At 65.5% G+C, this 23,133-nt stretch carries 18 protein-coding genes; 14 read left to right on the top strand and 4 right to left on the bottom strand.

Features of this window, described 5'->3' with window-relative positions:
- Positions 1 to 70 precede the first annotated feature (70 nt).
- Entirely contained in the window at positions 71 to 3,556 is a 3,486-nt protein-coding gene (rpoB, locus tag SKC41_RS02895; protein ID WP_442931547.1) for a DNA-directed RNA polymerase subunit beta, read from the top strand.
- A gap of 34 nt (positions 3,557 to 3,590) precedes the next feature.
- The gene (locus SKC41_RS02890; protein WP_090600289.1) at positions 3,591 to 7,541 is read left to right on the top strand and encodes a DNA-directed RNA polymerase subunit beta'; all 3,951 of its coding nucleotides are present in this window, start codon (positions 3,591 to 3,593) and stop codon (positions 7,539 to 7,541) included.
- Positions 7,542 to 7,693: 152 nt separating this feature from the next.
- Here SKC41_RS02890 and SKC41_RS02885 read toward each other — a convergent pair whose 3' ends face one another.
- Together SKC41_RS02885 and SKC41_RS02880 are read right to left on the bottom strand one after the other, a co-directional pair.
- Positions 7,694 to 9,484: a hypothetical protein gene (locus tag SKC41_RS02885; RefSeq protein WP_330976235.1), complete on the bottom strand. Its 1,791-nt coding sequence runs from the start codon at positions 9,482 to 9,484 to the stop codon at positions 7,694 to 7,696.
- Positions 9,481 to 9,717: a hypothetical protein gene (locus SKC41_RS02880; RefSeq protein WP_330976234.1), complete on the bottom strand. Its 237-nt coding sequence runs from the start codon at positions 9,715 to 9,717 to the stop codon at positions 9,481 to 9,483. Before SKC41_RS02880 ends, SKC41_RS02885 begins: the two co-directional genes overlap by 4 nt.
- 116 nt (positions 9,718 to 9,833) lie before the next feature.
- Between SKC41_RS02880 and SKC41_RS02875 the strand changes: the two genes are divergently transcribed.
- From SKC41_RS02875 to SKC41_RS02855, 5 genes are all read left to right on the top strand, one after another.
- Positions 9,834 to 10,592 carry a deoxyribonuclease IV gene (locus SKC41_RS02875; protein WP_330976233.1) on the top strand — a complete coding sequence of 253 codons (759 nt, stop codon included), beginning with the start codon at positions 9,834 to 9,836 and terminating at the stop codon, positions 10,590 to 10,592.
- A 59-nt stretch (positions 10,593 to 10,651) separates the two neighbouring features.
- A complete protein-coding gene (locus SKC41_RS02870; protein WP_330976232.1) occupies positions 10,652 to 12,280 on the top strand; it encodes an acyl-CoA dehydrogenase family protein in 1,629 nt (542 codons plus the stop codon).
- An 85-nt stretch (positions 12,281 to 12,365) separates the two neighbouring features.
- Positions 12,366 to 13,304, top strand: coding sequence for a crotonase/enoyl-CoA hydratase family protein (locus SKC41_RS02865; RefSeq protein ID WP_330976231.1), 939 nt, complete (start codon positions 12,366 to 12,368; stop codon positions 13,302 to 13,304).
- Positions 13,305 to 13,306: 2 nt separating this feature from the next.
- Entirely contained in the window at positions 13,307 to 14,029 is a 723-nt protein-coding gene (locus SKC41_RS02860; protein WP_330976230.1) for a PaaX family transcriptional regulator C-terminal domain-containing protein, read from the top strand.
- The gene (locus SKC41_RS02855) at positions 14,026 to 14,793 is read left to right on the top strand and encodes a crotonase/enoyl-CoA hydratase family protein (RefSeq protein WP_330976229.1); all 768 of its coding nucleotides are present in this window, start codon (positions 14,026 to 14,028) and stop codon (positions 14,791 to 14,793) included. Before SKC41_RS02860 ends, SKC41_RS02855 begins: the two co-directional genes overlap by 4 nt.
- Positions 14,794 to 14,797: 4 nt before the next feature.
- On the opposite strand, the gene SKC41_RS02850 is transcribed toward SKC41_RS02855, so the two are convergent.
- Both SKC41_RS02850 and SKC41_RS02845 read right to left on the bottom strand, forming a co-directional pair.
- A complete protein-coding gene (locus SKC41_RS02850) occupies positions 14,798 to 15,283 on the bottom strand; it encodes a DUF3060 domain-containing protein (protein ID WP_330976228.1) in 486 nt (161 codons plus the stop codon).
- Positions 15,284 to 15,322: 39 nt separating this feature from the next.
- A complete protein-coding gene (locus SKC41_RS02845; protein WP_330976227.1) occupies positions 15,323 to 15,700 on the bottom strand; it encodes a DUF3060 domain-containing protein in 378 nt (125 codons plus the stop codon).
- A 189-nt stretch (positions 15,701 to 15,889) separates the two neighbouring features.
- On the opposite strand from SKC41_RS02845, the gene SKC41_RS02840 reads away from it, so the two are divergent.
- From SKC41_RS02840 to SKC41_RS02810, 7 genes are all read left to right on the top strand, one after another.
- Complete coding sequence (locus tag SKC41_RS02840) at positions 15,890 to 16,537, top strand: TetR/AcrR family transcriptional regulator (RefSeq protein ID WP_330976226.1); 648 nt, start codon at positions 15,890 to 15,892, stop codon at positions 16,535 to 16,537.
- 280 nt (positions 16,538 to 16,817) lie between these two features.
- A complete protein-coding gene (rpsL, locus tag SKC41_RS02835; RefSeq protein ID WP_007767794.1) occupies positions 16,818 to 17,192 on the top strand; it encodes a 30S ribosomal protein S12 in 375 nt (124 codons plus the stop codon).
- Positions 17,192 to 17,662 carry a 30S ribosomal protein S7 gene (rpsG, locus tag SKC41_RS02830; RefSeq protein WP_025738357.1) on the top strand — a complete coding sequence of 157 codons (471 nt, stop codon included), beginning with the start codon at positions 17,192 to 17,194 and terminating at the stop codon, positions 17,660 to 17,662. The genes rpsL and rpsG overlap by 1 nt, the downstream gene beginning before the upstream one ends.
- Before the next feature lie 86 nt (positions 17,663 to 17,748).
- Positions 17,749 to 19,854, top strand: coding sequence for an elongation factor G (gene fusA / locus SKC41_RS02825; RefSeq protein WP_330976225.1), 2,106 nt, complete (start codon positions 17,749 to 17,751; stop codon positions 19,852 to 19,854).
- A 160-nt stretch (positions 19,855 to 20,014) separates the two neighbouring features.
- On the top strand, positions 20,015 to 21,205 hold the full coding sequence (gene tuf, locus SKC41_RS02820; protein WP_066818171.1) for an elongation factor Tu: 1,191 nt from the start codon (positions 20,015 to 20,017) through the stop codon (positions 21,203 to 21,205).
- 171 nt (positions 21,206 to 21,376) lie between these two features.
- The gene (locus SKC41_RS02815; protein ID WP_330976224.1) at positions 21,377 to 22,171 is read left to right on the top strand and encodes a PE family protein; all 795 of its coding nucleotides are present in this window, start codon (positions 21,377 to 21,379) and stop codon (positions 22,169 to 22,171) included.
- 96 nt (positions 22,172 to 22,267) lie between these two features.
- The gene (locus SKC41_RS02810; RefSeq protein ID WP_330976223.1) at positions 22,268 to 23,092 is read left to right on the top strand and encodes an SHOCT domain-containing protein; all 825 of its coding nucleotides are present in this window, start codon (positions 22,268 to 22,270) and stop codon (positions 23,090 to 23,092) included.
- The last annotated feature ends 41 nt before the right edge of the window (positions 23,093 to 23,133 follow it).

Genomic DNA, 23,133 nt, shown 5'->3' with positions numbered 1-23,133 from the left:
CAATTTGCGGCGAAACAGGTCCGGTGCCTCCGGTTCTCGTCAGTCGCATGAGGTGCTGGAAGGATGCATCTTGGCAGATTCTCGCCAGAGCAAGACGGACTCCTCTAGTTCTAACAACTCCGTGCCTGGAGCACCTGACCGAGTATCTTTCGCCAAGCTTCGCGAACCGCTCGAGGTTCCGGGGCTTCTCGACGTGCAGACCGACTCCTTTGAGTGGTTGATCGGCTCGCCGCGTTGGCGCGAGATTGCCTCCGGCCGCGGGGACGTCAACCCGGTCGGTGGCCTCGAAGAGGTGCTGTACGAGTTGTCGCCGATTGAGGACTTCTCGGGCTCAATGTCGCTGTCGTTCTCCGACCCTCGCTTCGACGAAGTCAAGGCGCCGGTGGACGAGTGCAAAGACAAGGACATGACGTACGCGGCTCCGCTGTTCGTCACGGCCGAGTTCATCAACAACAACACCGGTGAGATCAAGAGCCAGACGGTCTTCATGGGTGACTTCCCGATGATGACCGAAAAAGGCACCTTCATCATCAACGGGACCGAGCGTGTCGTGGTCAGCCAGCTGGTCCGGTCGCCCGGTGTGTACTTCGACGAGTCGATCGACAAGTCGACCGAGAAGCTGCTGCACAGCGTCAAGGTGATCCCGAGCCGCGGTGCGTGGCTGGAGTTCGACGTCGACAAGCGCGACACCGTCGGTGTGCGCATCGACCGCAAGCGTCGCCAGCCGGTCACCGTGCTGCTCAAGGCGCTCGGCTGGACCAACGAGCAGATTCACGAGCGGTTCGGCTTCTCCGAGATCATGATGTCGACGCTGGAGAAGGACAACACCGCCGGCACCGACGAGGCGCTGCTGGACATCTACCGCAAGCTGCGTCCGGGCGAGCCGCCGACCAAGGAGTCCGCGCAGACCCTGCTGGAGAACCTGTTCTTCAAGGAGAAGCGCTACGACCTGGCCCGCGTCGGCCGCTACAAGGTCAACAAGAAGCTTGGGCTCAACGCCGGCCAGCCGATCACGTCGTCGACGCTGACCGAAGAGGACGTCGTCGCCACCATCGAGTACCTGGTGCGCCTGCACGAGGGCCAGCCGAGCATGACGGTTCCCGGCGGCACCGAGGTTCCGGTGGAGACCGACGACATCGACCACTTCGGCAACCGTCGTCTGCGCACCGTCGGTGAGCTGATCCAGAACCAGATCCGGGTCGGTATGTCCCGGATGGAGCGGGTCGTCCGCGAGCGGATGACCACGCAGGACGTCGAGGCCATCACGCCGCAGACCCTGATCAACATCCGGCCGGTCGTCGCCGCGATCAAGGAGTTCTTCGGCACCAGCCAGCTGTCCCAGTTCATGGACCAGAACAACCCGCTGTCCGGCCTCACCCACAAGCGCCGCCTGTCGGCGCTCGGGCCGGGCGGTCTGTCGCGTGAGCGCGCGGGCCTCGAGGTTCGTGACGTGCACCCGTCGCACTACGGCCGGATGTGTCCGATCGAGACCCCTGAGGGGCCGAACATCGGTCTGATCGGGTCGCTGTCGGTGTACGCGCGCGTCAACCCGTTCGGGTTCATCGAGACGCCGTACCGCAAGGTGGTCGACGGTGTGGTCAGTGACCAGATCGACTACCTGACCGCCGACGAGGAGGACCGCCACGTCGTGGCGCAGGCCAACTCGCCGATCGACGCCGACGGCCGCTTCGAGGAGTCGCGCGTTCTGGTTCGCCGAAAGGCGGGCGAGGTCGAGTACGTGCCCTCGTCCGAGGTCGACTACATGGACGTGTCGCCGCGCCAGATGGTGTCGGTGGCCACGGCCATGATTCCGTTCCTCGAGCACGACGACGCCAACCGTGCCCTGATGGGTGCCAACATGCAGCGCCAGGCGGTTCCGCTGGTGCGCAGTGAGGCGCCGCTGGTCGGTACCGGTATGGAGCTGCGCGCCGCGATCGACGCCGGCGACGTGGTGGTGGCCGAGAAGGCCGGCGTCATCGAGGAGGTGTCCGCCGACTACATCACCGTGATGGCCGACGACGGCACCCGGCACACCTACCGGATGCGCAAGTTCGCCCGGTCCAACCACGGCACCTGCGCCAACCAGTCGCCGATCGTCGACGCGGGAGACCGCGTCGAGGCCGGCCAGGTGATCGCCGACGGTCCGTGCACCGAGAACGGTGAGATGGCGCTCGGCAAGAACCTGCTGGTGGCGGTCATGCCGTGGGAAGGCCACAACTACGAGGACGCGATCATCCTCTCCAACCGCCTGGTTGAGGAGGACGTGCTCACCTCGATCCACATCGAGGAGCACGAGATCGATGCCCGCGACACCAAGCTGGGCGCCGAGGAGATCACCCGGGACATCCCGAACGTCTCCGACGAGGTGCTCGCCGACTTGGACGAGCGCGGCATCGTGCGGATCGGTGCCGAGGTTCGTGACGGCGACATCCTGGTCGGCAAGGTCACCCCGAAGGGTGAGACCGAGCTGACGCCGGAAGAGCGGCTGCTGCGGGCGATCTTCGGTGAGAAGGCCCGCGAGGTCCGCGACACCTCGCTGAAGGTGCCGCACGGTGAGTCCGGCAAGGTGATCGGCATTCGGGTGTTCTCGCGCGAGGACGACGACGAACTGCCCGCCGGTGTCAACGAGCTGGTCCGCGTCTACGTGGCCCAGAAGCGCAAGATCTCCGACGGTGACAAGCTCGCCGGACGCCACGGCAACAAGGGCGTCATCGGCAAGATCCTGCCCGTCGAAGACATGCCGTTCATGCCGGACGGCACCCCCGTGGACATCATCCTGAACACCCACGGTGTGCCGCGACGGATGAACATCGGCCAGATCCTGGAGACCCACCTCGGGTGGGTTGCCAAGGCGGGCTGGAACATCGAGGGTTCCCCCGAATGGGCGGCGAACCTGCCGGAAGGCCTGCGGCACGCGCAGCCCGACCAGACGGTGTCGACTCCGGTGTTCGACGGTGCCAAGGAGGAGGAGCTGCAGGGGCTGCTGTCCTGCACGCTGCCCAACCGCGACGGCGACGTCATGGTGAACGCAGACGGCAAGGCGAGGCTGTTCGATGGCCGCAGTGGGGAGCCGTTCCCGTACCCGGTGACCGTTGGCTACATGTACATCATGAAGCTGCACCACCTGGTGGACGACAAGATCCACGCCCGGTCTACCGGTCCGTACTCGATGATCACCCAGCAGCCGTTGGGTGGTAAGGCGCAGTTCGGTGGGCAGCGATTCGGTGAGATGGAGTGCTGGGCCATGCAGGCCTACGGTGCCGCGTACACGCTGCAGGAGCTGTTGACCATCAAGTCCGACGACACCGTCGGGCGGGTCAAGGTGTACGAGGCGATCGTCAAGGGCGAGAACATCCCCGAGCCGGGTATCCCCGAGTCGTTCAAGGTGTTGCTCAAGGAACTGCAGTCGCTGTGCCTCAACGTTGAGGTTCTGTCGTCGGATGGTGCGGCGATCGAACTGCGTGAGGGTGAGGACGAGGACCTGGAGCGCGCTGCCGCGAACCTGGGAATCAACTTGTCCCGCAACGAATCTGCGTCCGTTGAGGATTTGGCCTAATAGCTACTAAACCCGCAAGGGGAAAGGGAGTTACGTGCTCGACGTCAACTTCTTCGATGAACTCCGTATTGGCCTGGCCACCGCGGAAGACATCAGGCAATGGTCTTACGGCGAGGTCAAGAAGCCGGAGACGATCAACTACCGCACGCTGAAGCCCGAGAAGGACGGCCTGTTCTGCGAGAAGATCTTCGGACCGACTCGCGACTGGGAGTGCTACTGCGGCAAGTACAAGCGTGTCCGCTTCAAGGGCATCATCTGTGAGCGCTGTGGCGTCGAGGTAACTCGCGCCAAGGTGCGTCGTGAGCGGATGGGCCACATCGAGCTGGCCGCGCCCGTCACGCACATCTGGTACTTCAAGGGTGTGCCGAGCCGGTTGGGCTACCTGCTCGACCTGGCGCCGAAGGATCTCGAGAAGATCATCTACTTCGCCGCTTACGTGATCACCGCGGTCGACGACGAGATGCGCCACAACGAGCTCTCGACCCTCGAGGCCGAAATGGTGGTGGAGCGCAAGGCCGTTGAGGACCAGCGCGACGCCGACCTGGAGGCCCGTGCGCAGAAGCTGGAGGCCGACCTGGCCGAACTGGAGGCCGAGGGCGCGAAAGCCGATGCGCGGCGCAAGGTTCGGGATGGTGGCGAGCGTGAGATGCGCCAGCTGCGCGACCGGGCCCAGCGTGAGCTGGACCGGCTGGAGGACATCTGGACGACGTTCACCAAGCTGGCTCCCAAGCAGCTGATCGTCGACGAGAACCTCTACCGCGAGCTCGTCGACCGTTACGGCGAGTACTTCACCGGAGCGATGGGTGCGGAGTCGATCCAGAAGCTGATCGAGAACTTCGACATCGACGCCGAGGCCGACATCCTGCGTGACGTCATCCGAAACGGCAAGGGGCAGAAGAAGCTTCGCGCCTTGAAGCGTCTGAAGGTCGTCGCGGCCTTCCAGCAGTCGGGCAACTCGCCGATGGGCATGGTGCTCGACGCGGTTCCGGTGATCCCACCGGAGCTGCGCCCGATGGTTCAGCTCGACGGTGGCCGGTTCGCCACGTCCGACCTGAACGATCTGTACCGCCGCGTGATCAACCGCAACAACCGCCTCAAGAGGCTGATCGACCTCGGTGCGCCCGAGATCATCGTCAACAACGAGAAGCGGATGCTGCAGGAGTCGGTGGACGCGCTGTTCGACAACGGCCGCCGCGGCCGCCCGGTCACCGGGCCGGGTAACCGTCCGCTCAAGTCGCTGTCGGATCTGCTCAAGGGTAAGCAGGGCCGGTTCCGTCAGAACCTGCTCGGTAAGCGTGTCGACTACTCGGGCCGTTCGGTCATCGTGGTCGGTCCCCAGCTCAAGCTGCACCAGTGCGGTCTGCCCAAGCTGATGGCGCTGGAGCTGTTCAAGCCGTTCGTGATGAAGCGGCTGGTCGACCTCAACCACGCGCAGAACATCAAGAGTGCCAAGCGCATGGTCGAGCGCCAGCGTCCCCAGGTGTGGGACGTGCTCGAAGAGGTCATCGCCGAGCACCCGGTGCTGCTGAACCGTGCGCCGACCCTGCACCGACTCGGCATTCAGGCTTTCGAGCCAATGCTGGTGGAGGGCAAGGCCATTCAGCTGCACCCGCTGGTCTGTGAGGCGTTCAACGCCGACTTCGACGGTGACCAGATGGCCGTGCACCTGCCGCTGAGCGCCGAGGCGCAGGCCGAGGCTCGCATCCTGATGCTGTCGAGCAACAACATCCTGTCGCCCGCGTCCGGCCGCCCGCTGGCCATGCCGCGACTCGACATGGTGACCGGGCTGTACTACCTGACCACCGAGGTGGCCGGGGCCGAGGGTGAATACCGCGCGGCCGCCGATGATCAGCCGGAGCAGGGTGTGTACTCCTCGCCGGCCGAGGCGATCATGGCGTCCGACCGTGGTCTGCTCTCGGTGCGGGCCCAGATCAAGGTGCGGTTGACGCAGCTGCGTCCGCCGGCCGAGATCGAGGTCGAGCTGTTCGGCCAGAACGGTTGGCGGCCAGGCGATGCGTGGCTGGCCGAGACGACCCTGGGCCGGGTGCTGTTCAACGAGCTGCTGCCGCTGGGCTACCCGTTCGTGAACAAGCAGATGCACAAGAAGGTGCAGGCTGCCATCATCAACGACCTGGCCGAGCGCTACCCGATGATCGTGGTCGCGCAGACCGTCGACAAGCTCAAGGACGCCGGCTTCTACTGGGCGACCCGAAGCGGCGTCACGGTCTCGATGGCCGACGTGTTGGTTCCGCCGCGTAAGAAGGAGATCCTCGACCACTACGAGGACCGGGCCGACAAGGTCGAAAAGCAGTTCCAGCGTGGTGCTTTGAACCACGACGAGCGCAACGAAGCGCTGGTGGAGATCTGGAAGGAAGCCACCGACGAGGTCGGTAAGGCGCTGCGTGAGCACTACCCGGCCGACAACCCGATCATCACGATCGTCGACTCGGGTGCCACGGGTAACTTCACCCAGACCCGAACGCTGGCCGGCATGAAGGGCCTGGTGACCAACCCGAAGGGTGAGTTCATCCCGCGTCCGGTCAAGTCGTCGTTCCGCGAGGGCCTGACCGTGCTGGAGTACTTCATCAACACGCACGGCGCTCGAAAGGGCTTGGCCGACACCGCGTTGCGTACCGCCGACTCGGGTTACCTGACTCGTCGTCTGGTGGACGTGAGCCAGGACGTCATCGTCCGCGAGCACGACTGCGAGACCGAGCGCGGCATCATCGTCGAGCTGGCCGAGCGTCAGCCCGACGGCACCCTGATCCGTGACCCGTACATCGAAACCTCGGCGTACGCACGGACTTTGGGCGCCGACGCGGTCGACGAGGCCGGAAACGTCGTCGTCGCGCGTGGCGAGGACCTGGGTGACCCGTCGATCGAGGCCCTGCTGGCTGCGGGCATCACGCAGATCAAGGTGCGTTCGGTGCTGACGTGCACCACCGGTACCGGTGTGTGTGCGACCTGCTACGGGCGTTCGATGGCGACCGGCAAGCTCGTCGACATCGGCGAGGCCGTCGGTATCGTCGCCGCGCAGTCCATCGGTGAGCCCGGTACCCAGCTGACCATGCGTACCTTCCACCAGGGTGGTGTCGGTGAGGACATCACCGGCGGTCTGCCGCGTGTGCAGGAGCTGTTCGAGGCCCGGGTGCCGCGAGGTAAGGCGCCGATCGCCGACGTCACCGGGCGGGTTCAGCTCGAGGACGGCGAGCGCTTCTACAAGATCACCATCGTCCCCGACGATGGCGGCGAGGAAGTCGTCTACGACAAGCTCTCCAAGCGGCAGCGGCTGCGTGTGTTCAAGCACGAGGACGGTTCCGAGCGAGTGCTTTCCGACGGCGACCACGTCGAGGTGGGCCAGCAGCTGATGGAAGGCTCGGCCGACCCGCACGAGGTGCTGCGCGTGCAAGGCCCCCGCGAGGTGCAGATCCACCTGGTCCGCGAGGTCCAGGAGGTCTACCGCGCCCAGGGTGTGTCGATCCACGACAAGCACATCGAGGTGATCGTTCGCCAGATGCTGCGCCGCGTCACCATCATCGACTCCGGCGCGACCGAGTTCCTGCCGGGTTCGCTGATCGACCGTGCGGAGTTCGAGGCGGAGAACCGCAGAGTCGTCGCCGAGGGCGGCGAGCCCGCGGCCGGACGTCCGGTGCTGATGGGTATCACGAAGGCGAGCCTGGCCACCGACTCGTGGCTGAGTGCGGCGTCGTTCCAGGAGACCACGCGAGTGCTGACCGATGCGGCGATCAACTGCCGCAGCGACAAGCTCAACGGTCTGAAGGAGAACGTGATCATCGGAAAGCTGATCCCGGCCGGGACCGGAATCAACCGGTACCGCAACATCCAGGTTCAGCCGACCGAGGAAGCCCGTGCTGCGGCGTACACGATCCCGTCCTACGAGGATCAGTACTACAGCCCGGACTTCGGTCAGGCCACTGGTGCCGCGGTTCCGCTGGACGACTACGGCTACAGCGACTACCGCTAGTTCGCCGCTGAGGAGTCGGACGATCGGATCTAGTCAACAAACGAAAAAGCCCCGGGCCCAATCAAAAAGGCCCGGGGCTTTTTCGTTGCACCGGAGGTCAATCGGCCGCCGAGCGTGAAGTTGGTTTCACGCTGGACGGCGAACGGTAGGTTTCACGCTCGCGAATTCGCTTGCCCGAGGCCGCGGATCAGCTCGCAGAACTCCGCCGGCGTGTAATTGCGGTGCCAGTGCCGAAGGTAGACGTCCTTCGGCAGGATCAGCACATCCACCTCGTCCTCCGCGACGACCGTGGCGTTTCGGAAGTCGCCCCGGATGACGCCGGTGGCGCCCAGCGGTTCCCAGGGATGGACGCGAAAGTAGTCGTAGCCGCCCGACGGCCGGCCGCGCAGACCGGACGACAGCGGGATATACACGAAGCTCGCCCGCGCGCCGACTTCGGTCAGGCATTCGCCGCGCGAAAGGTGGCTCAGGCGTGTGCTTTTGAAGCCGAGTTCGGGATCGATGTGGTCGGTGCGGTAGCCGCGGCTCGCGACGTTGCGCAGGAACGCCGTGCGCTCCGCAAGGTCCCAGTCGACGGCGCTGGCCGCCAGGAAGCGCCGCCGCTCCGGTTCGGGAGCGTTGCGCAGGGCCGGCACGCAGACGACGCGATCGGTCAGCGACGGAACCCGGGCGATCAGCAAATCGGCTACCAGCGGTGCGAATTCGGGATTGTCCTCGGTGTGTTCGAGTAAAACCGACGTGCGCCGACCGCCGTTTTCGCCGGTGCTGCCGATGAAGCTCTCGACGACGTCGGCCTGGATGTCGTCGACGATGACCGACGCGTTGTGCGCCGCGCGGCGCACCGCCTCCTCCGATCCGAAGCTGCCCCGGAAGAAGGCGAAACGCAGGTCGCCTTCGTGGGTGACTTCGGAGACCTCGAGGTTGGCCTCGCCGGCATTGATCGGATTGTCGCCTTCGAGCAGGTAGGTTCGCCCCTCCCGGTCGTGCAGGGCGTAGATGGCGTTCGCGGTGCGCTGATCGATGAAAATCTGGTAGTTGCCCGAGGTCCTCAGATGGGTGCCGCGCTGTCGCAGGGCATCCGCGCAGCGCAGGCAGCGGATGGTGTCCACGACGTCGGCGACAAACTCCTGGGCTTGCGGCGCAACGACTTCCAGCCAGGCAAAGGCTGTGTTCTCGAAGTCGTCGTAATGGCGAGACAGCAGCTGCACCCGGTGCTCGTCCAGTGACTCGGGGGCCGCCGCGCGCTGCAGCGCGGTCTCGTGATGAGCACCCCGGTCGTCGCCGTGGCTCTTCGTCAGCTGCTTCGCGTGGTACAACGCCTCCAGCGGATGGCTCAGGATATGCAGCATCGTGTCGCGCAGTGCCGTGGTGTCGTTGAGCACCGCGGCGGGCACGGCGCTCTTGCTGTGCGCATAGCCCAGCGACGCCAGTTCACGCAGGATCCGTTGCGGGGGGCCGTCGAATACACCGGCGGTGGTCAGGCGCAACACCCGCCAGGCCAGGTTCCCGACGTTCTCCTCCCATAGGATGTCGACGATCTCGTCGAAGGCCCCGCCAAAAGGCTCATGGCCGCCGAACTCCGCGTGGACCGCTCGGCCAAAGGGATTCAGGTCTGACATCCCGATGTCGTGGACGTAGGCGAGTAGACAGCCGTAGCTCGTCATGAAGTCCAGGCGGCGTTGCGGCCGCTCGGCGATCTTGACCCCCGACACGTTCGCGATCATGTCGACGATGCGACGTGCGACGTCACGCATATGCATCACGCCGTGATCGGTGAACAGCGCGAGGTGGCTGATCGGATCCTCCAGAAAGGTCGGATCCTTGGCCACCTCTTCGAGGGTCAGGCTCGCGTTCACCTTCGAGTAGTAATTGCGTTCGATGAGTTCGCGAATGCGGGCAGGAAGCAGCAGATCCAGCGTGGCGTCCGCGTCCGCCGGCATCATGCCGGCTCCGCCGGTTGTGCGATCGCCAGCTTGAACAGCTTCGAAAGCGTTTCTGCCGGAAGGGAACTGAACCCAAGCACGACGCGGTCGGCAACGATCGCGTCCGGCGGGCAGGCGCGATGCCCCGGCAGCCCGGCCGGCCCGTAGCTGTCTGCACTTCCCATCTCGAAATTCGCGATGCGACGGGGATTGCGGATGAGTCCGGATTCGTCGAGCTGTTGCGTGCCAGGCAATCGAATCCACCGCCGAATCGGTCGAGCATCCGTGTTTGCTCAGACGATCTCACGTTCGGGCCGCGTGGTCCAGCGCAATTCCCGGCGGCCGGGCCCGGAACCGTAGACTGGCCGACGTGCTGATCGGTTCGCACGTCAGTCCGCAAGACCCGCTGGCCGCAGCGGAGGCCGAGGGCGCTGACGTTGTACAGATATTCCTCGGCGACCCGCAGAGCTGGAAGGCGCCCAAGCCCCGCGAGGACGCCGCCGTGCTGAAGGCCGCGGCGCTGCCGATCTACGTGCACGCGCCCTACCTGATCAACGTCGCGTCGGCCAACAACAAGGTACGGATCCCGTCGCGCAAAATCCTGCAGCAGACCTGCGACGCGGCCGCCGACATCGGCGCGGCGGCGGTCATCGTGCACGGTGGCCATGTCGCCGACGACAACGACCTCGCCGAGGGTTTCGTGCGCTGGCGCAAGGCGCTCGATCAGCTGGAATCCACCGTGCCGGTGTATCTGGAAAACACCGCGGGCGGCGACCACGCGATGGCCCGCCACTTCGACACCATCGCCAGGCTGTGGGATGTCATCGGCGACAGCGGAATTGGCTTCTGCCTCGACACCTGCCACACCTGGGCGGCCGGTGAAGCGTTGGTGGGCGCCGTCGAGCGCATCAAGGCGATCACCGGCCGGATCGATCTGGTGCACTGCAACGACTCCAAGGACGAGGCCGGCTCGGGCCGGGACCGCCACGCCAATCTGGGCACCGGCCTTATCGATCCCGACCTGCTGGTCGCGGCGGTCAAAGCCGCGGGCGCGCCGGTGATCTGTGAAACCTCCGACGAGGGCCGCAAGGACGACATTGCGTTCCTGCGAGACAAGACCACCGGTTGAGCCGGTTCGGTGGTATTACACCTCTTGTGCGGTTGTTGGAAAAATGTAATATGAGTGGCATGCCAGACACGCATGTCGTCACCAACCAGGTTCCGCCGCTGGAGAACTACAACCCCGCGACATCGCCGATGCTCGTCGAGGCCCTGATCCGCGAGGGCGGCCAGTGGGGCATGGACGAGGTGCACGCGGTCGGGGCGTTGTCGGCCAGTCACGAGGCCCAGCGCTGGGGTGAGCTCGCCGACCGCAATCAACCCATCCTGCACACCCACGACCGCACCGGGCACCGTGTCGACGAGGTCGAGTTCGACCCGGCCTACCACGAGTTGATGCGTGCGGCGATCGCGCACGGCATGCACGCGGCGCCGTGGGCCGACGACCGCCCGGGCGCGCATGTGGTGCGCGCCGCCAAGACTTCGGCGTGGAACGTCGAGCCGGGCCACGTCTGCCCGATCTCGATGACGTATGCCGTCGTTCCGGCGCTGCGCTACAACCCCGAGCTGGCAGCCGTTTACGAGCCGCTGCTGACCAGTCGCGAGTACGACCCGGAGCTCAAGCTGGCCACCACGAAGGCCGGCATCACCGCGGGGATGTCGATGACCGAGAAGCAGGGCGGCTCCGACGTGCGCGCCGGGACCACCCAGGCGACCCCCAACGGGGACGGCACCTACAGCCTGGTCGGTCACAAATGGTTCACCTCGGCGCCGATGTGTGACATCTTCCTGGTCCTCGCGCAGGCACCCGGCGGTCTGTCGTGCTTCGTGCTGCCGCGCATCCTGCCCGACGGCACCCGCAACCGGATGTTCTTGCAACGCCTCAAGGACAAGCTCGGCAACCACGCCAACGCCTCGAGCGAAGTGGAATACGACGGCGCCACCGCCTGGCTGGTCGGCGAGGAGGGCCGCGGCGTGCCGACCATCATCGAGATGGTCAACCTGACCCGCCTGGACTGCACCCTGGGCAGTGCCACCAGCATGCGTACCGGGCTGACCCGCGCCATCCATCACGCCCAGCACCGGAAAGCGTTCGGCGCCTACCTGATTGACCAGCCGCTGATGCGCAACGTGCTGGCCGACCTGGCCGTGGAGGCCGAGGCCGCCACAATTGTCGCGATGCGGATGGCCGGTGCCACCGACAACGCGCTGCGCGGCGACGAGAAGGAAGCGCTGCTGCGCCGGATCGGCCTGGCGGCCAGCAAGTACTGGGTTTGCAAGCGTTCCACCCCGCACGCCGCCGAAGCGCTGGAATGCCTGGGCGGCAACGGCTATGTCGAAGAGTCGGGCATGCCGCGCCTGTACCGCGAGGCGCCGCTGATGGGCATCTGGGAAGGCTCAGGCAACGTCAGCGCGCTGGACACCTTGCGCGCCATGGCAACTCGGCCCGAATGTGTCGAGGTGTTGTTCGCCGAGCTGAACGAGAGCACGAGCCAGGATCCGCGGCTGGGCAGCCACGTCGAACGGCTGCGCCAAGACCTGAGCGATCTGGAGACCATCCAGTACCGCGCCCGCAAGGTCGCCGAGGACATCTGTCTGGCCCTGCAGGGCTCGCTGCTGGTGCGTCACGGTCACCCCGCCGTCGCCGAGGCATTCTTGGCGACCCGGCTCGGCGGTGCGTGGGGCGGCGCGTTCGGAACCATGCCGACCGGGCTCGATCTGGCACCCATCCTGGAACGGGCCCTGGTGAAGGGCTGAGCCACAACATGACTCGCGCCGGCAACCATGCTGAGCGTAGCGATGTGGGGGCAGCTCCCGCTTGCGGGGGAGAGGAGCGGCGCGCATGACTCATGCCATCAGGCCGGTCGATTTCGACAACCTGAAAACGATGACCTACGAGGTCACCGACCGGGTTGCGCGGATCACCTTCAATCGGCCGGAAAAGGGCAACGCGATCGTCGCGGACACCCCGCTGGAGCTCTCGGCGTTGGTCGAGCGGGCCGATCTCGATCCCAACGTGCACGTGATTCTGGTATCCGGTCGCGGAGAAGGCTTTTGCGCGGGCTTCGACTTGTCCGCCTACGCCGACCGCACCGGCTCGGCCGGTGGCACCGGTGCCTACGAGGGCACCGTGCTGGACGGTAAGACCCAGGGCATCAACCACATGCCGGATAGGCCGTGGGACCCGATGATCGATTACCAGATGATGAGCAGGTTCGTGCGCGGGTTCTCCAGCCTGATGCACGCCGACAAGCCGACGGTGGTCAAGATCCATGGTTACTGTGTGGCGGGCGGCACCGATATCGCGCTGCATGCCGACCAGGTGATCGCCGCCGCCGACGCCAAGATCGGTTACCCGCCGACGCGCGTGTGGGGTGTGCCTGCGGCGGGCCTGTGGGCCCACCGGCTCGGCGACCAGCGCGCCAAACGTCTTCTGTTCACCGGTGATTCAATCACCGGCGCACAGGCCGCCCAGTGGGGACTGGCGGTCGAGGCGCCGGACCCGAAAGATCTCGACGAGCGCACCGAACGGTTGGTCCAGCGCATCGCGGCGGTTCCGGTCAATCAGCTGATCATGGTCAAACTCGCGCTGAATTCCGCTCTGCTGCAGCAGGGAGTGGCCACCAGCCGGATGGTCAGCACGGTGTTCGACGGTGTCGCCCGGCACACCCAAGAGGGACATGACTTCGTCGCCGACTCCGTCGAGCACGGCTTCCGCGAAGCGGTGCGGCATCGCGACGAGCCGTTCGGTGACTACGGCCGTCGCGCCTCCGAAGTGTAGCCATGCCGAACATGACGGCGCGGTCCGTGGTGCTGAGTGTGCTGCTCGGTGCACACCCCGCCTGGGCAACCGCGAGCGACTTAATCAGGCTGACAGCCGATTTCGGGATCAAGGAAACGACGCTGCGGGTCGCGCTGACCCGCATGGTCGGTGCCGGCGACCTGATTCGCTCCGCCGACGGGTACCGGCTCTCGGATCGGTTGCTGGCTCGCCAGGCGCGCCAGGACGAGGCGATGCGGCCGCAAACCCGGGCCTGGCACGCAGACTGGCACGTCGTGATCGTCACCAGCGTGGGCACCGATGCCCGCACCCGGGCCGCGCTGCGAGCCAGCATGTACCGCAAGCGTTTCGGTGAACTGCGCGAGGGCGTCTGGATGCGCCCGGACAACCTCGACCTCGACTTGGAGCCCGACGTTGCCGACCGGGTCCGGGTGCTCAAGGCTCGCGACGACGCACCCGAGCAGCTGGTCGCCGAACTGTGGGACCTGCCCGCATGGGCGCAGGCCGGGCAGCGCTTGGTCGACGAAATGGCCGCGGCGCGCGACATTCCCGGACGGTTTGTGGTGGCCGCGGCGATCGTGCGGCACCTACTCACCGACCCGATGCTGCCGGCCGAACTGCTGCCCGACGATTGGCCGGGCGCGCGGCTGCGCAGCGCCTACCACGACTTCGCGACCGAACTGCTGCAGCGGCGCGATGCAACTCAACTTCTGGAGGCGAGATGACTGATCCGGTACGAGTGGAGCGTAAGGGCGCGGTGACGACGGTGATCCTGAACCGGCCGGCCGCGCGTAACGCCGTGAACGGCCCGACGGCCGCGGCGTTGTACGAGGCATTCGACGAATTCGACCGCGATGATTCCGCGTCAGTGGCCGTGCTGTGGGGTGACGGCGGAACCTTTTGTGCGGGAGCCGATTTGAAGGCGTTCGGTACGTCAGAGGCCAACTCGATCCACACGACCGGTCCCGGCCCGATGGGCCCGTCGCGAATGGTGTTGTCCAAACCCGTGATTGCCGCGGTGAGTGGCTACGCCGTCGCGGGGGGCCTGGAGCTGGCTCTGTGGTGCGACATGCGGGTGGCCGAGGACGATGCCGTGTTCGGGGTGTTCTGTCGCCGCTGGGGAGTCCCGCTGATCGACGGTGGCACCGTGCGGCTGCCGCGCCTGATCGGACACAGCCGGGCGATGGACATGATCCTCACCGGCCGCGGTGTCAAAGCCGACGAAGCGCTCGCGATGGGATTGGCCAATCGCGTTGTCCCCAAAGGCGAATCGCGACAGGCCGCCGAGGACTTGGCCGCAGAATTGGCCGCGCTGCCCCAGCAGTGCCTACGAGCGGACCGGCTTTCGGCGCTACGGCAGTGGGGCCTGTCGGAATCGCAGGCAATCGACCAGGAATTCGCCAGCATCGCCGAAGTTGCCGCGGAAGCCAACGAGGGCGCCGGGCGGTTCGCGGCCGGCGCCGGACGGCACGGGGCGCCGGCCAGCTAGCCGGTCAGCTCGCCTTGTTGATGGTGTTGCCCGAGCCGAGGTTGTCGACCTTCGGTTCACCATCCTTGTAAGTGATCGTGTTGTCGAGCCCCAGCACGGTGATGCGGGTGTCGACCTTGTCGATGGTGATCTTGTTTTTGGTGCCGCCGACATTCACCGTCACGCAGCTGCCGGTGACGGTCAGGGTGTTGTTGGAACCGGCGACATTCAGGGATTTGCCGGTGGCGCAGTCAAGCGTGGCCGTCGTCCCCATCGAGCCGTAGTTCAGCGTGTTCCCGATTTCGACGGACGCCGTGGTGCTTTCGCTACCCGACGTCGTCGGCGCGGCCGCGCCGGTGGTCGTGGTGGTCGTGCTGCTCTTCGTCGTCGAGCTGGGGTTTCCGGGCGGGTTGGCGGTCGAACTGCAACCGGACAGCACTATTGCCGCGACGGCCGGCGCCAGCGCGAGCACCGCAAGCCGCGGCGATCGGTCAGTGATGTGGACGCGCAATGTTCCCCTCCTCGGTACTCCAACGGCGGTCGCGGTGGCTCAGGCGGGCACCTGCTGTAGCCGGTTTACCATTCCCAGCTCCCGGCCGCGGTCCCAGAGGATCGGCGAGCCGTTGTGAAAGAAGACGGTCTGGTCATAGCCGTACACCGTGATGTCGTGCGTGACCGAATCCGCGATGATCGTGTTGCCCGAGCCCATCACCGTCACCGCCCAGCAGTTGCCAAGCGCGTTAATCGAATTCCCGCTGCCGTTGACGATCAGGGTCCCGTCATTGCAATCCAGGGTTTGGGTGGTGTTCTGCCCGATGATGTGCGTGTCACCGTTCTTGGCTTGCGCGGCCGGCGGCGGCGCGGCGGGCGTGGCCGCAATCGCGATGACACAGGTTGCAAGCGACCCGGCGACAGTTCTCCGGTGCACCGCGGCCCCCTTCGTGTCGGCGGGTATCTGCTGGACTGAGCCTACGTGTATTCGCCTGCACGATGGCAAATATTTTTCCTCGCGGCCAACTGCGACCCGCTCTGGTTACGTCCGAGTAGATTGGCGACTCTGTCAACTAGAGTCATTAGTTGACCTTCAGCTATTCACCGCAATCGAAGGGCGATCGCCATGGCAGTTCATCCGGAACAGCCGGCGGCGACAGGGCGCCAACGTGGCGGCAGGTCCGGTTCCCGGCCGGGAAAGCTGAGTCGTGACGGCATCGTCGATGGCGCATTGACGTTCCTGGACCGCGAGGGCTGGGACTCGCTGACCATCAACGCGCTGGCGACACAGTTGGGCACCAAGGGGCCGTCGCTCTACAACCACGTGGACAGCCTGGAGGACCTGCGTCGCGCCGTTCGTATCCGGGTCATCGACGACATCATCACGATGCTGAACCGGGTCGGGGAGGGGCGGGCCCGCGATGACGCGGTGCTGGTCATGGCGGGTGCTTACCGCAGCTATGCCCATCATCACCCCGGGCGCTACTCGGCCTTCACCCGGATGCCGCTGGGCGGCGATGACCCCGAATACACCGCGGCAACCCGGGGTGCGGCCGCGCCGGTGATCGCGGTGCTGTCCTCTTACGGGCTCGACGGCGAGGAGGCGTTTTTCGCCGCGCTCGAATTCTGGTCCGCGCTGCACGGGTTCGTCTTACTGGAAATGACCGGTGTGATGGACGACATCGACACCGATGCGCTGTTCACCGAGATGGTGTTGCGGCTGGCAACGGGCCTGGACAGACGCACCGCGCCGGGCGGCGCCGCGCCGAAATAGCGGCCCACCCCGCGCGCGCGCTGAGCTGAGCGGTTGCGTCCAGCGGCCGCTTTGACCTGCCCGACCAGCGGCGGGTATTGTGGTGGCTCGTGCCTGGCGGCTTACGGCGCCTGACGTAAGGAAGTGGATGCCGGGCTAATTCGCATGTCCACCACGCATCGGATGAGATCCGGTGCTGAGCGGGTGCGACACACCCGGCCGCGGGGTAGTGCGGCGGGGAAAAACTGCAGTACAGAGACTTAACAGCAGCAAGAAGACTTCGAACATAGAAAGCCGGTAGATGCCAACCATTCAGCAGCTGGTCCGCAAGGGTCGCCGCGACAAGGTCGCCAAGGTCAAGACCGCGGCCCTGAAGGGCAGCCCGCAGCGCCGTGGCGTATGCACCCGCGTGTACACCACCACCCCGAAGAAGCCGAACTCGGCGCTTCGGAAGGTCGCGCGTGTGAAGCTGACGAGCCAGGTCGAGGTCACCGCTTACATCCCGGGTGAGGGCCACAACCTGCAGGAGCACTCGATGGTGCTGGTGCGCGGTGGTCGTGTGAAGGACCTGCCCGGTGTGCGCTACAAGATCATTCGCGGTTCGCTGGACACCCAGGGTGTCAAGAACCGCAAGCAGGCTCGCAGTCGTTACGGCGCCAAGAAGGAGAAGAGCTAATGCCGCGCAAGGGGCCCGCGCCGAAGCGTCCGCTGGTCAACGACCCGGTTTATGGATCGCAGCTGGTGACCCAGCTGGTCAACAAGGTCCTGCTGCAGGGGAAGAAATCGGTCGCTGAGCGCATTGTTTATGGTGCGCTCGAGCAAGCTCGCGATAAGACCGGTACTGATCCGGTGATCACGCTCAAGCGCGCTCTCGATAACGTCAAGCCCGCCCTGGAGGTGCGCAGCCGCCGCGTTGGTGGTGCCACCTACCAGGTGCCCGTCGAAGTGCGTCCGGACCGGTCCACCACGCTGGCGCTGCGCTGGCTTGTCAGCTTCTCGCGGCAGCGCCGGGAGAAGACGATGATCGAGCGGCTGGCGAACGAGATCCTGGACGCCAGCAATGGCCTCGGGGCTTCCGTCAAGCGGCGTGAGGACACCCACAAGATGGCCGAGGCCAACCGCGCCTTTGCGCACTATCGCTGGTAGAGCCCGAACGGGCGCCATTCGGCAGTGCGGCCGGGCGTAAACCGACAGCGAACTAACAACGCAATCGAAAGAGTGGGAAGACTTCTGTGGCACAGAAGGACGTGCTGACCGACCTGACCAAGGTCCGCAACATCGGCATCATGGCGCACATCGACGCCGGCAAGACGACGACGACGGAGCGCATCCTCTACTACACCGGTATCAGCTACAAGATCGGTGAGGTCCACGACGGCGCGGCCACCATGGACTGGATGGAGCAGGAGCAAGAGCGCGGGATCACCATCACCTCCGCCGCCACCACCTGCTTCTGGAATGACAACCAGATCAACATCATCGACACCCCTGGGCACGTCGACTTCACCGTCGAGGTGGAACGCAGCCTGCGGGTGCTCGACGGCGCCGTTGCCGTGTTCGACGGCAAGGAGGGCGTCGAACCGCAGTCCGAGCAGGTGTGGCGGCAGGCGGACAAGTACGACGTGCCGCGGATCTGCTTCGTCAACAAGATGGACAAGATCGGCGCCGACTTTTACTTCTCGGTGCGCACGATGGAAGAGCGCTTGGGCGCCAACGTCATTCCGATCCAGCTGCCCGTCGGCTCCGAGGGTGACTTCGAGGGCGTCGTCGACCTGGTCGAGATGAAGGCCAAGGTGTGGCGGGGCGAGACCAAGCTCGGCGAGACCTACGAGACCATCGACATCCCCGCGGAACTGCAGGAGAAGGCCGACGAGTACCGCACCAAGCTGCTCGAGGCCGTCGCCGAGACCGACGAGGCGCTGCTGGAGAAGTACCTCGGCGGCGAGGCGCTGACCGTCGCCGAGATCAAGGGTGCGCTGCGCAAGCTCACCATCAATTCCGAGGCCTACCTGGTGCTGTGCGGCAGCGCATTCAAGAACAAGGGTGTGCAGCCGATGCTGGACGCCGTCATCGACTACCTGCCCTCGCCGCTGGACGTGCCGCCGGCCGTCGGCCACGCGCCGGGCAAGGAAGATGTCGAGATCACCCGCAAGCCGTCGACCGACGAGCCGTTCTCCGCGCTGGCATTCAAGGTCGCGACGCACCCGTTCTTCGGCAAGCTGACCTACGTCCGGGTGTACTCGGGCAAGGTCGACTCCGGTAGCCAGGTCATCAACGCCACCAAGGGCAAGAAGGAGCGGCTGGGCAAGCTGTTCCAGATGCACTCCAACAAGGAGAACCCGGTGGAGACCGCGTCGGCGGGGCACATCTACGCCGTCATCGGCCTCAAGGACACCACCACGGGTGACACCCTGAGCGACCCGAACGACCAGATCGTGCTGGAGTCGATGACCTTCCCCGACCCGGTGATCGAAGTGGCCATCGAGCCCAAGACGAAGAGCGACCAGGAAAAGCTGTCGCTGTCGATCCAGAAGCTCGCCGAAGAGGACCCGACCTTCAAGGTCCACCAGGACGCGGAGACCGGCCAGACCGTGATCGGTGGCATGGGCGAGCTGCACCTGGACATCCTGGTCGACCGGATGCGCCGCGAGTTCAAGGTCGAGGCCAACGTCGGCAAGCCGCAGGTGGCCTACAAGGAGACCATCAAGCGGACGGTCGAGAAGGTCGAGTTCACCCACAAGAAGCAGACCGGTGGCTCGGGCCAGTTCGCGAAGGTGCTCATCAGCCTCGAGCCGTTCCACGGCGAGGACGGCGCGACCTACGAGTTCGAGAACAAGGTCACCGGTGGTCGCATCCCCCGCGAGTACATCCCGTCGGTGGATGCCGGTGCACAGGACGCGATGCAGTACGGCGTGCTGGCCGGCTACCCGCTGGTGAACCTGAAGGTCACCTTGCTCGACGGTGCCTACCACGAGGTTGACTCCTCGGAAATGGCGTTCAAGATCGCAGGATCACAAGTGCTGAAAAAGGCTGCGCAGCAAGCCCAGCCGGTGATCCTCGAGCCGATCATGGCGGTCGAAGTGACCACACCCGAGGACTACATGGGTGACGTGATCGGCGACCTGAACTCTCGCCGTGGCCAGATTCAGGCCATGGAGGAGCGGGCTGGTGCGCGCGTCGTTCGGGCGCACGTCCCGCTGTCGGAGATGTTCGGCTATGTCGGCGACCTGCGGTCCAAGACACAAGGCCGGGCGAACTACTCCATGGTGTTCGACTCGTATGCCGAAGTCCCGGCGAACGTCTCGAAGGAGATCATCGCGAAGGCGACGGGCGAGTGAGTGTCAACTCACGAGCACGGAGTCGAGCAATCGTCGGAAGCGAAGGCGACGGGCGAGTGAACACCAGCTCGGAGTAACCTAGCCCGGTTACCACCGCGGCACTTACAACAACATCAACACTGCTTTTCAAAAGCACCAATCAGTCCAGGAGGACACAGAAGTGGCGAAGGCGAAGTTCGAGCGGACGAAGCCGCACGTCAACATCGGGACCATCGGTCACGTTGACCACGGCAAGACAACACTGACCGCGGCGATCACCAAAGTCCTGCATGACAAGTATCCGAACCTCAACGAGTCGCGCGCCTTCGACCAGATCGACAACGCGCCCGAAGAGCGTCAGCGCGGTATCACCATCAACATCTCCCACGTGGAGTACCAGACCGAGAAGCGTCACTACGCCCACGTGGACGCCCCGGGTCACGCCGACTACATCAAGAACATGATCACCGGTGCGGCCCAGATGGACGGCGCGATCTTGGTGGTTGCCGCGACCGACGGCCCGATGCCTCAGACCCGTGAGCACGTGCTGCTCGCGCGTCAGGTCGGCGTGCCCTACATCCTGGTCGCCCTCAACAAGGCCGACATGGTCGACGATGAGGAGCTCCTCGAGCTCGTCGAGCTCGAGGTCCGCGAACTGCTGGCCGCCCAGGAGTTCGACGAGGAGGCTCCGGTCATCCGCGTCTCGGCGCTCAAGGCGCTCGAGGGCGACGCGGACTGGGTCAAGTCCGTCGAGGATTTGATGGACGCCGTCGACGAGTCGATTCCGGACCCGGTTCGCGAAACCGACAAGCCGTTCCTGATGCCCGTCGAGGACGTCTTCACGATCACCGGTCGTGGCACCGTGGTCACCGGACGTGTCGAGCGCGGCGTGATCAACGTGAACGAGGAAGTCGAAATCGTCGGCATCAAGCCGACCAGCACCAAGACCACGGTCACCGGTGTGGAGATGTTCCGCAAGCTGCTCGACCAGGGCCAGGCCGGCGACAACGTCGGGCTGCTGCTGCGCGGTATCAAGCGGGAAGACGTCGAGCGCGGCCAGGTTGTGGTCAAGCCCGGCACCACCACGCCGCACACCGAGTTCGAGGGCAGCGTCTACATCCTGTCCAAGGACGAGGGCGGCCGGCACACGCCGTTCTTCAACAACTACCGTCCGCAGTTCTACTTCCGCACCACCGACGTGACCGGTGTGGTGACGCTGCCGGAGGGCACCGAAATGGTGATGCCCGGTGACAACACCAACATCTCGGTGAAGCTGATCCAGCCCGTCGCCATGGACGACGGTCTGCGGTTCGCGATCCGCGAGGGTGGCCGCACCGTCGGCGCCGGCCGGGTCGTCAAGATCATCAACTAGTTCCACAGCACGAAGCCCGGACTCGCCGATCGCGGCGGTCCGGGCTTTGTGCTTTCTGCGCGGGTGAAAGCTGCACACCTGGTCAGCGAATTTCCGGTAAGATCTTGCGGTGTCCAGTCTGAAATTGACGGTTGGGGAATTTGACCGCCGCGGCCTGGCCGGGAGGTTCGGATGTCGTTCGTAAACGCGACGCCGGAGTATGTGGCGGCCGCCGCATCAGACCTGGAAAAAATCGGTTCGGCGATCAACTACGCCAACTCGGTGGCGTCGGGCGCGACGTCGGCGGTTCAGGCCGCCGGGGCCGACGCCGTGTCGACGAGCATCTCGCAGCTGTTCGGCGTGCACGCGGCGGCTTATCAGGCGATCAGCGCTCAGGCGGCGCTGTTCCATAACCAGTTTGTGCAGCTCATGAGCGGTGGGGCGCAGCAATATGCGGACACCGAGATCGTCAACGCCGAGCCGCTGGCGGTCGCCCCGCAGGCGATGGCGGGTGCGGCCAACGTGTCCGGCCAGGCAATGAGCGGTCAGCAGTTCATCGGCGCCGCGGCGCAGGCGGGTGGCGTGGCATCCGGAGTGCCGGTGGCAGCGGCGGTGCAGCCGGCTGCCGCGGCGCCGGCCGCCGTGGCAGCGCCCGCGGCCGCGCCTGCAGCGGCGACAGTGACACCGATGGCCGCAACCACCACGGTGGCGGCGGCCCCGGCCGGACATTCGGCAACGGCGCCCCACCCAGAAACATCCCCTTATGCAGCGGCGGCGGCTCCGGCGGCAGCGGCGGCGGCGGTCCCGGCAGCGGCAGCAGCCGACGTCACCGGACCGGCGACCGCGTCGGCCGCCCCGGCGGATGTGGCGGCCGCGGAACTGTCGTCGGCCACGATGCTGCCCGCTGCGATGCCAGTGTCCAACGGGCCGGCCATGGCGCCGCCGCCCACCTCCCCCAAAGGCGCACCACCGAAGCCGTCGCGCTGACTGGCCTGGGCTGATGGCCGGACGCCGGCTATGGATACCGCGCCCGCGACAGCGCTAATCTGACACGAACCTTCCGGGCAAGGCGAGGAGAGACACGTGTTGGCGCGATATCTGAAGACACAGTTGGTCGTTTTGCTATGCGGTGGTTTGGTCGGGCCGATCTTTCTGGTCGTCTACTTCACCCTCGGCATGGGCAACCTGCTGCAATGGATGTTCTACGTCGGCCTACTCATCACCGTGGCCGATGTCCTCATCGCGCTCGCGCTGACCAACTACGGTGCGAAATCGGCGGCCAAATCGGCGTTGCTGGAGCAGCACGGGGTACTGGCGCTGGCTCAAATCGTCGGTCTCTCCGAGACCGGAACCCGGATCAACGACCAGCCGCTGGTGAAGGTAGATCTGCACATCGAGGGACCTGGGATCACGGCGTTCGACAGTCAAGACCGGGTCATCGCCAACGTCACCAGGTTGGGCAACCTCACCGCCCGAAAGCTCGTGGTACTGCTTGACCCCACGACGCAGGAATACCAAATCGATTGGGAGCGAAGCGCTTTGGTCAATGGCCTGGTGCCCGCACAATTCACCGTTGCCGAGGACAACAGGACCTATGACCTCAGCGGGCAAGCCGGGCCGCTGATGGAGATCCTGCAGATCCTCAAGGACAACAACGTTCCGCTCAACCGGATGGTCGACATCCGGTCGAACCCGGTGCTGCGCGAGCAGATCCAGGCGGTGGTGCGCCGCGCCGCCGCCCAGGCACCCGCGGCGCAAGGGGCCCCCGCCGGAGCGGCGCCGCTCGCCACACCGCCGCAGACCTCGATCGCCGAGCGGCTCCAACAGCTCGAGACACTGCGCGCCAGTGGCGCTTTGACCGACGACGAATACAACGCCCGCCGGACCCAGATCATCTCGGAGATCTGAACCCGTTCGCGTCGACGAACCGAGTTAGAACACGTTTCAGT

It is taken from the genome of Mycobacterium sp. 050128 (genome assembly GCF_036409155.1).
Classification (GTDB): domain Bacteria; phylum Actinomycetota; class Actinomycetes; order Mycobacteriales; family Mycobacteriaceae; genus Mycobacterium.
Note: the sequence above shows the minus strand (reverse complement) of the source record. Positions and strands in the feature narration are given on the sequence as shown.

Bases quoted from the DNA above. Each gene is read 5' to 3' on its own strand.
- SKC41_RS02885 (WP_330976235.1), bottom strand. From the start codon at position 9,484: ATGATGCCGGCGGACGCGGACGCCACGCTGGATCTGCTGCTTCCTGCC.
- SKC41_RS02870 (WP_330976232.1), top strand. From the start codon at position 10,652: ATGCCAGACACGCATGTCGTCACCAACCAGGTTCCGCCGCTGGAGAAC.
- SKC41_RS02865 (WP_330976231.1), top strand. From the start codon at position 12,366: ATGACTCATGCCATCAGGCCGGTCGATTTCGACAACCTGAAAACGATG.
- SKC41_RS02860 (WP_330976230.1), top strand. From the start codon at position 13,307: ATGCCGAACATGACGGCGCGGTCCGTGGTGCTGAGTGTGCTGCTCGGT.
- SKC41_RS02855 (WP_330976229.1), top strand. From the start codon at position 14,026: ATGACTGATCCGGTACGAGTGGAGCGTAAGGGCGCGGTGACGACGGTG.
- SKC41_RS02840 (WP_330976226.1), top strand. From the start codon at position 15,890: ATGGCAGTTCATCCGGAACAGCCGGCGGCGACAGGGCGCCAACGTGGC.
- rpsL (WP_007767794.1), top strand. From the start codon at position 16,818: ATGCCAACCATTCAGCAGCTGGTCCGCAAGGGTCGCCGCGACAAGGTC.
- rpsG (WP_025738357.1), top strand. From the start codon at position 17,192: ATGCCGCGCAAGGGGCCCGCGCCGAAGCGTCCGCTGGTCAACGACCCG.
- SKC41_RS02815 (WP_330976224.1), top strand. From the start codon at position 21,377: ATGTCGTTCGTAAACGCGACGCCGGAGTATGTGGCGGCCGCCGCATCA.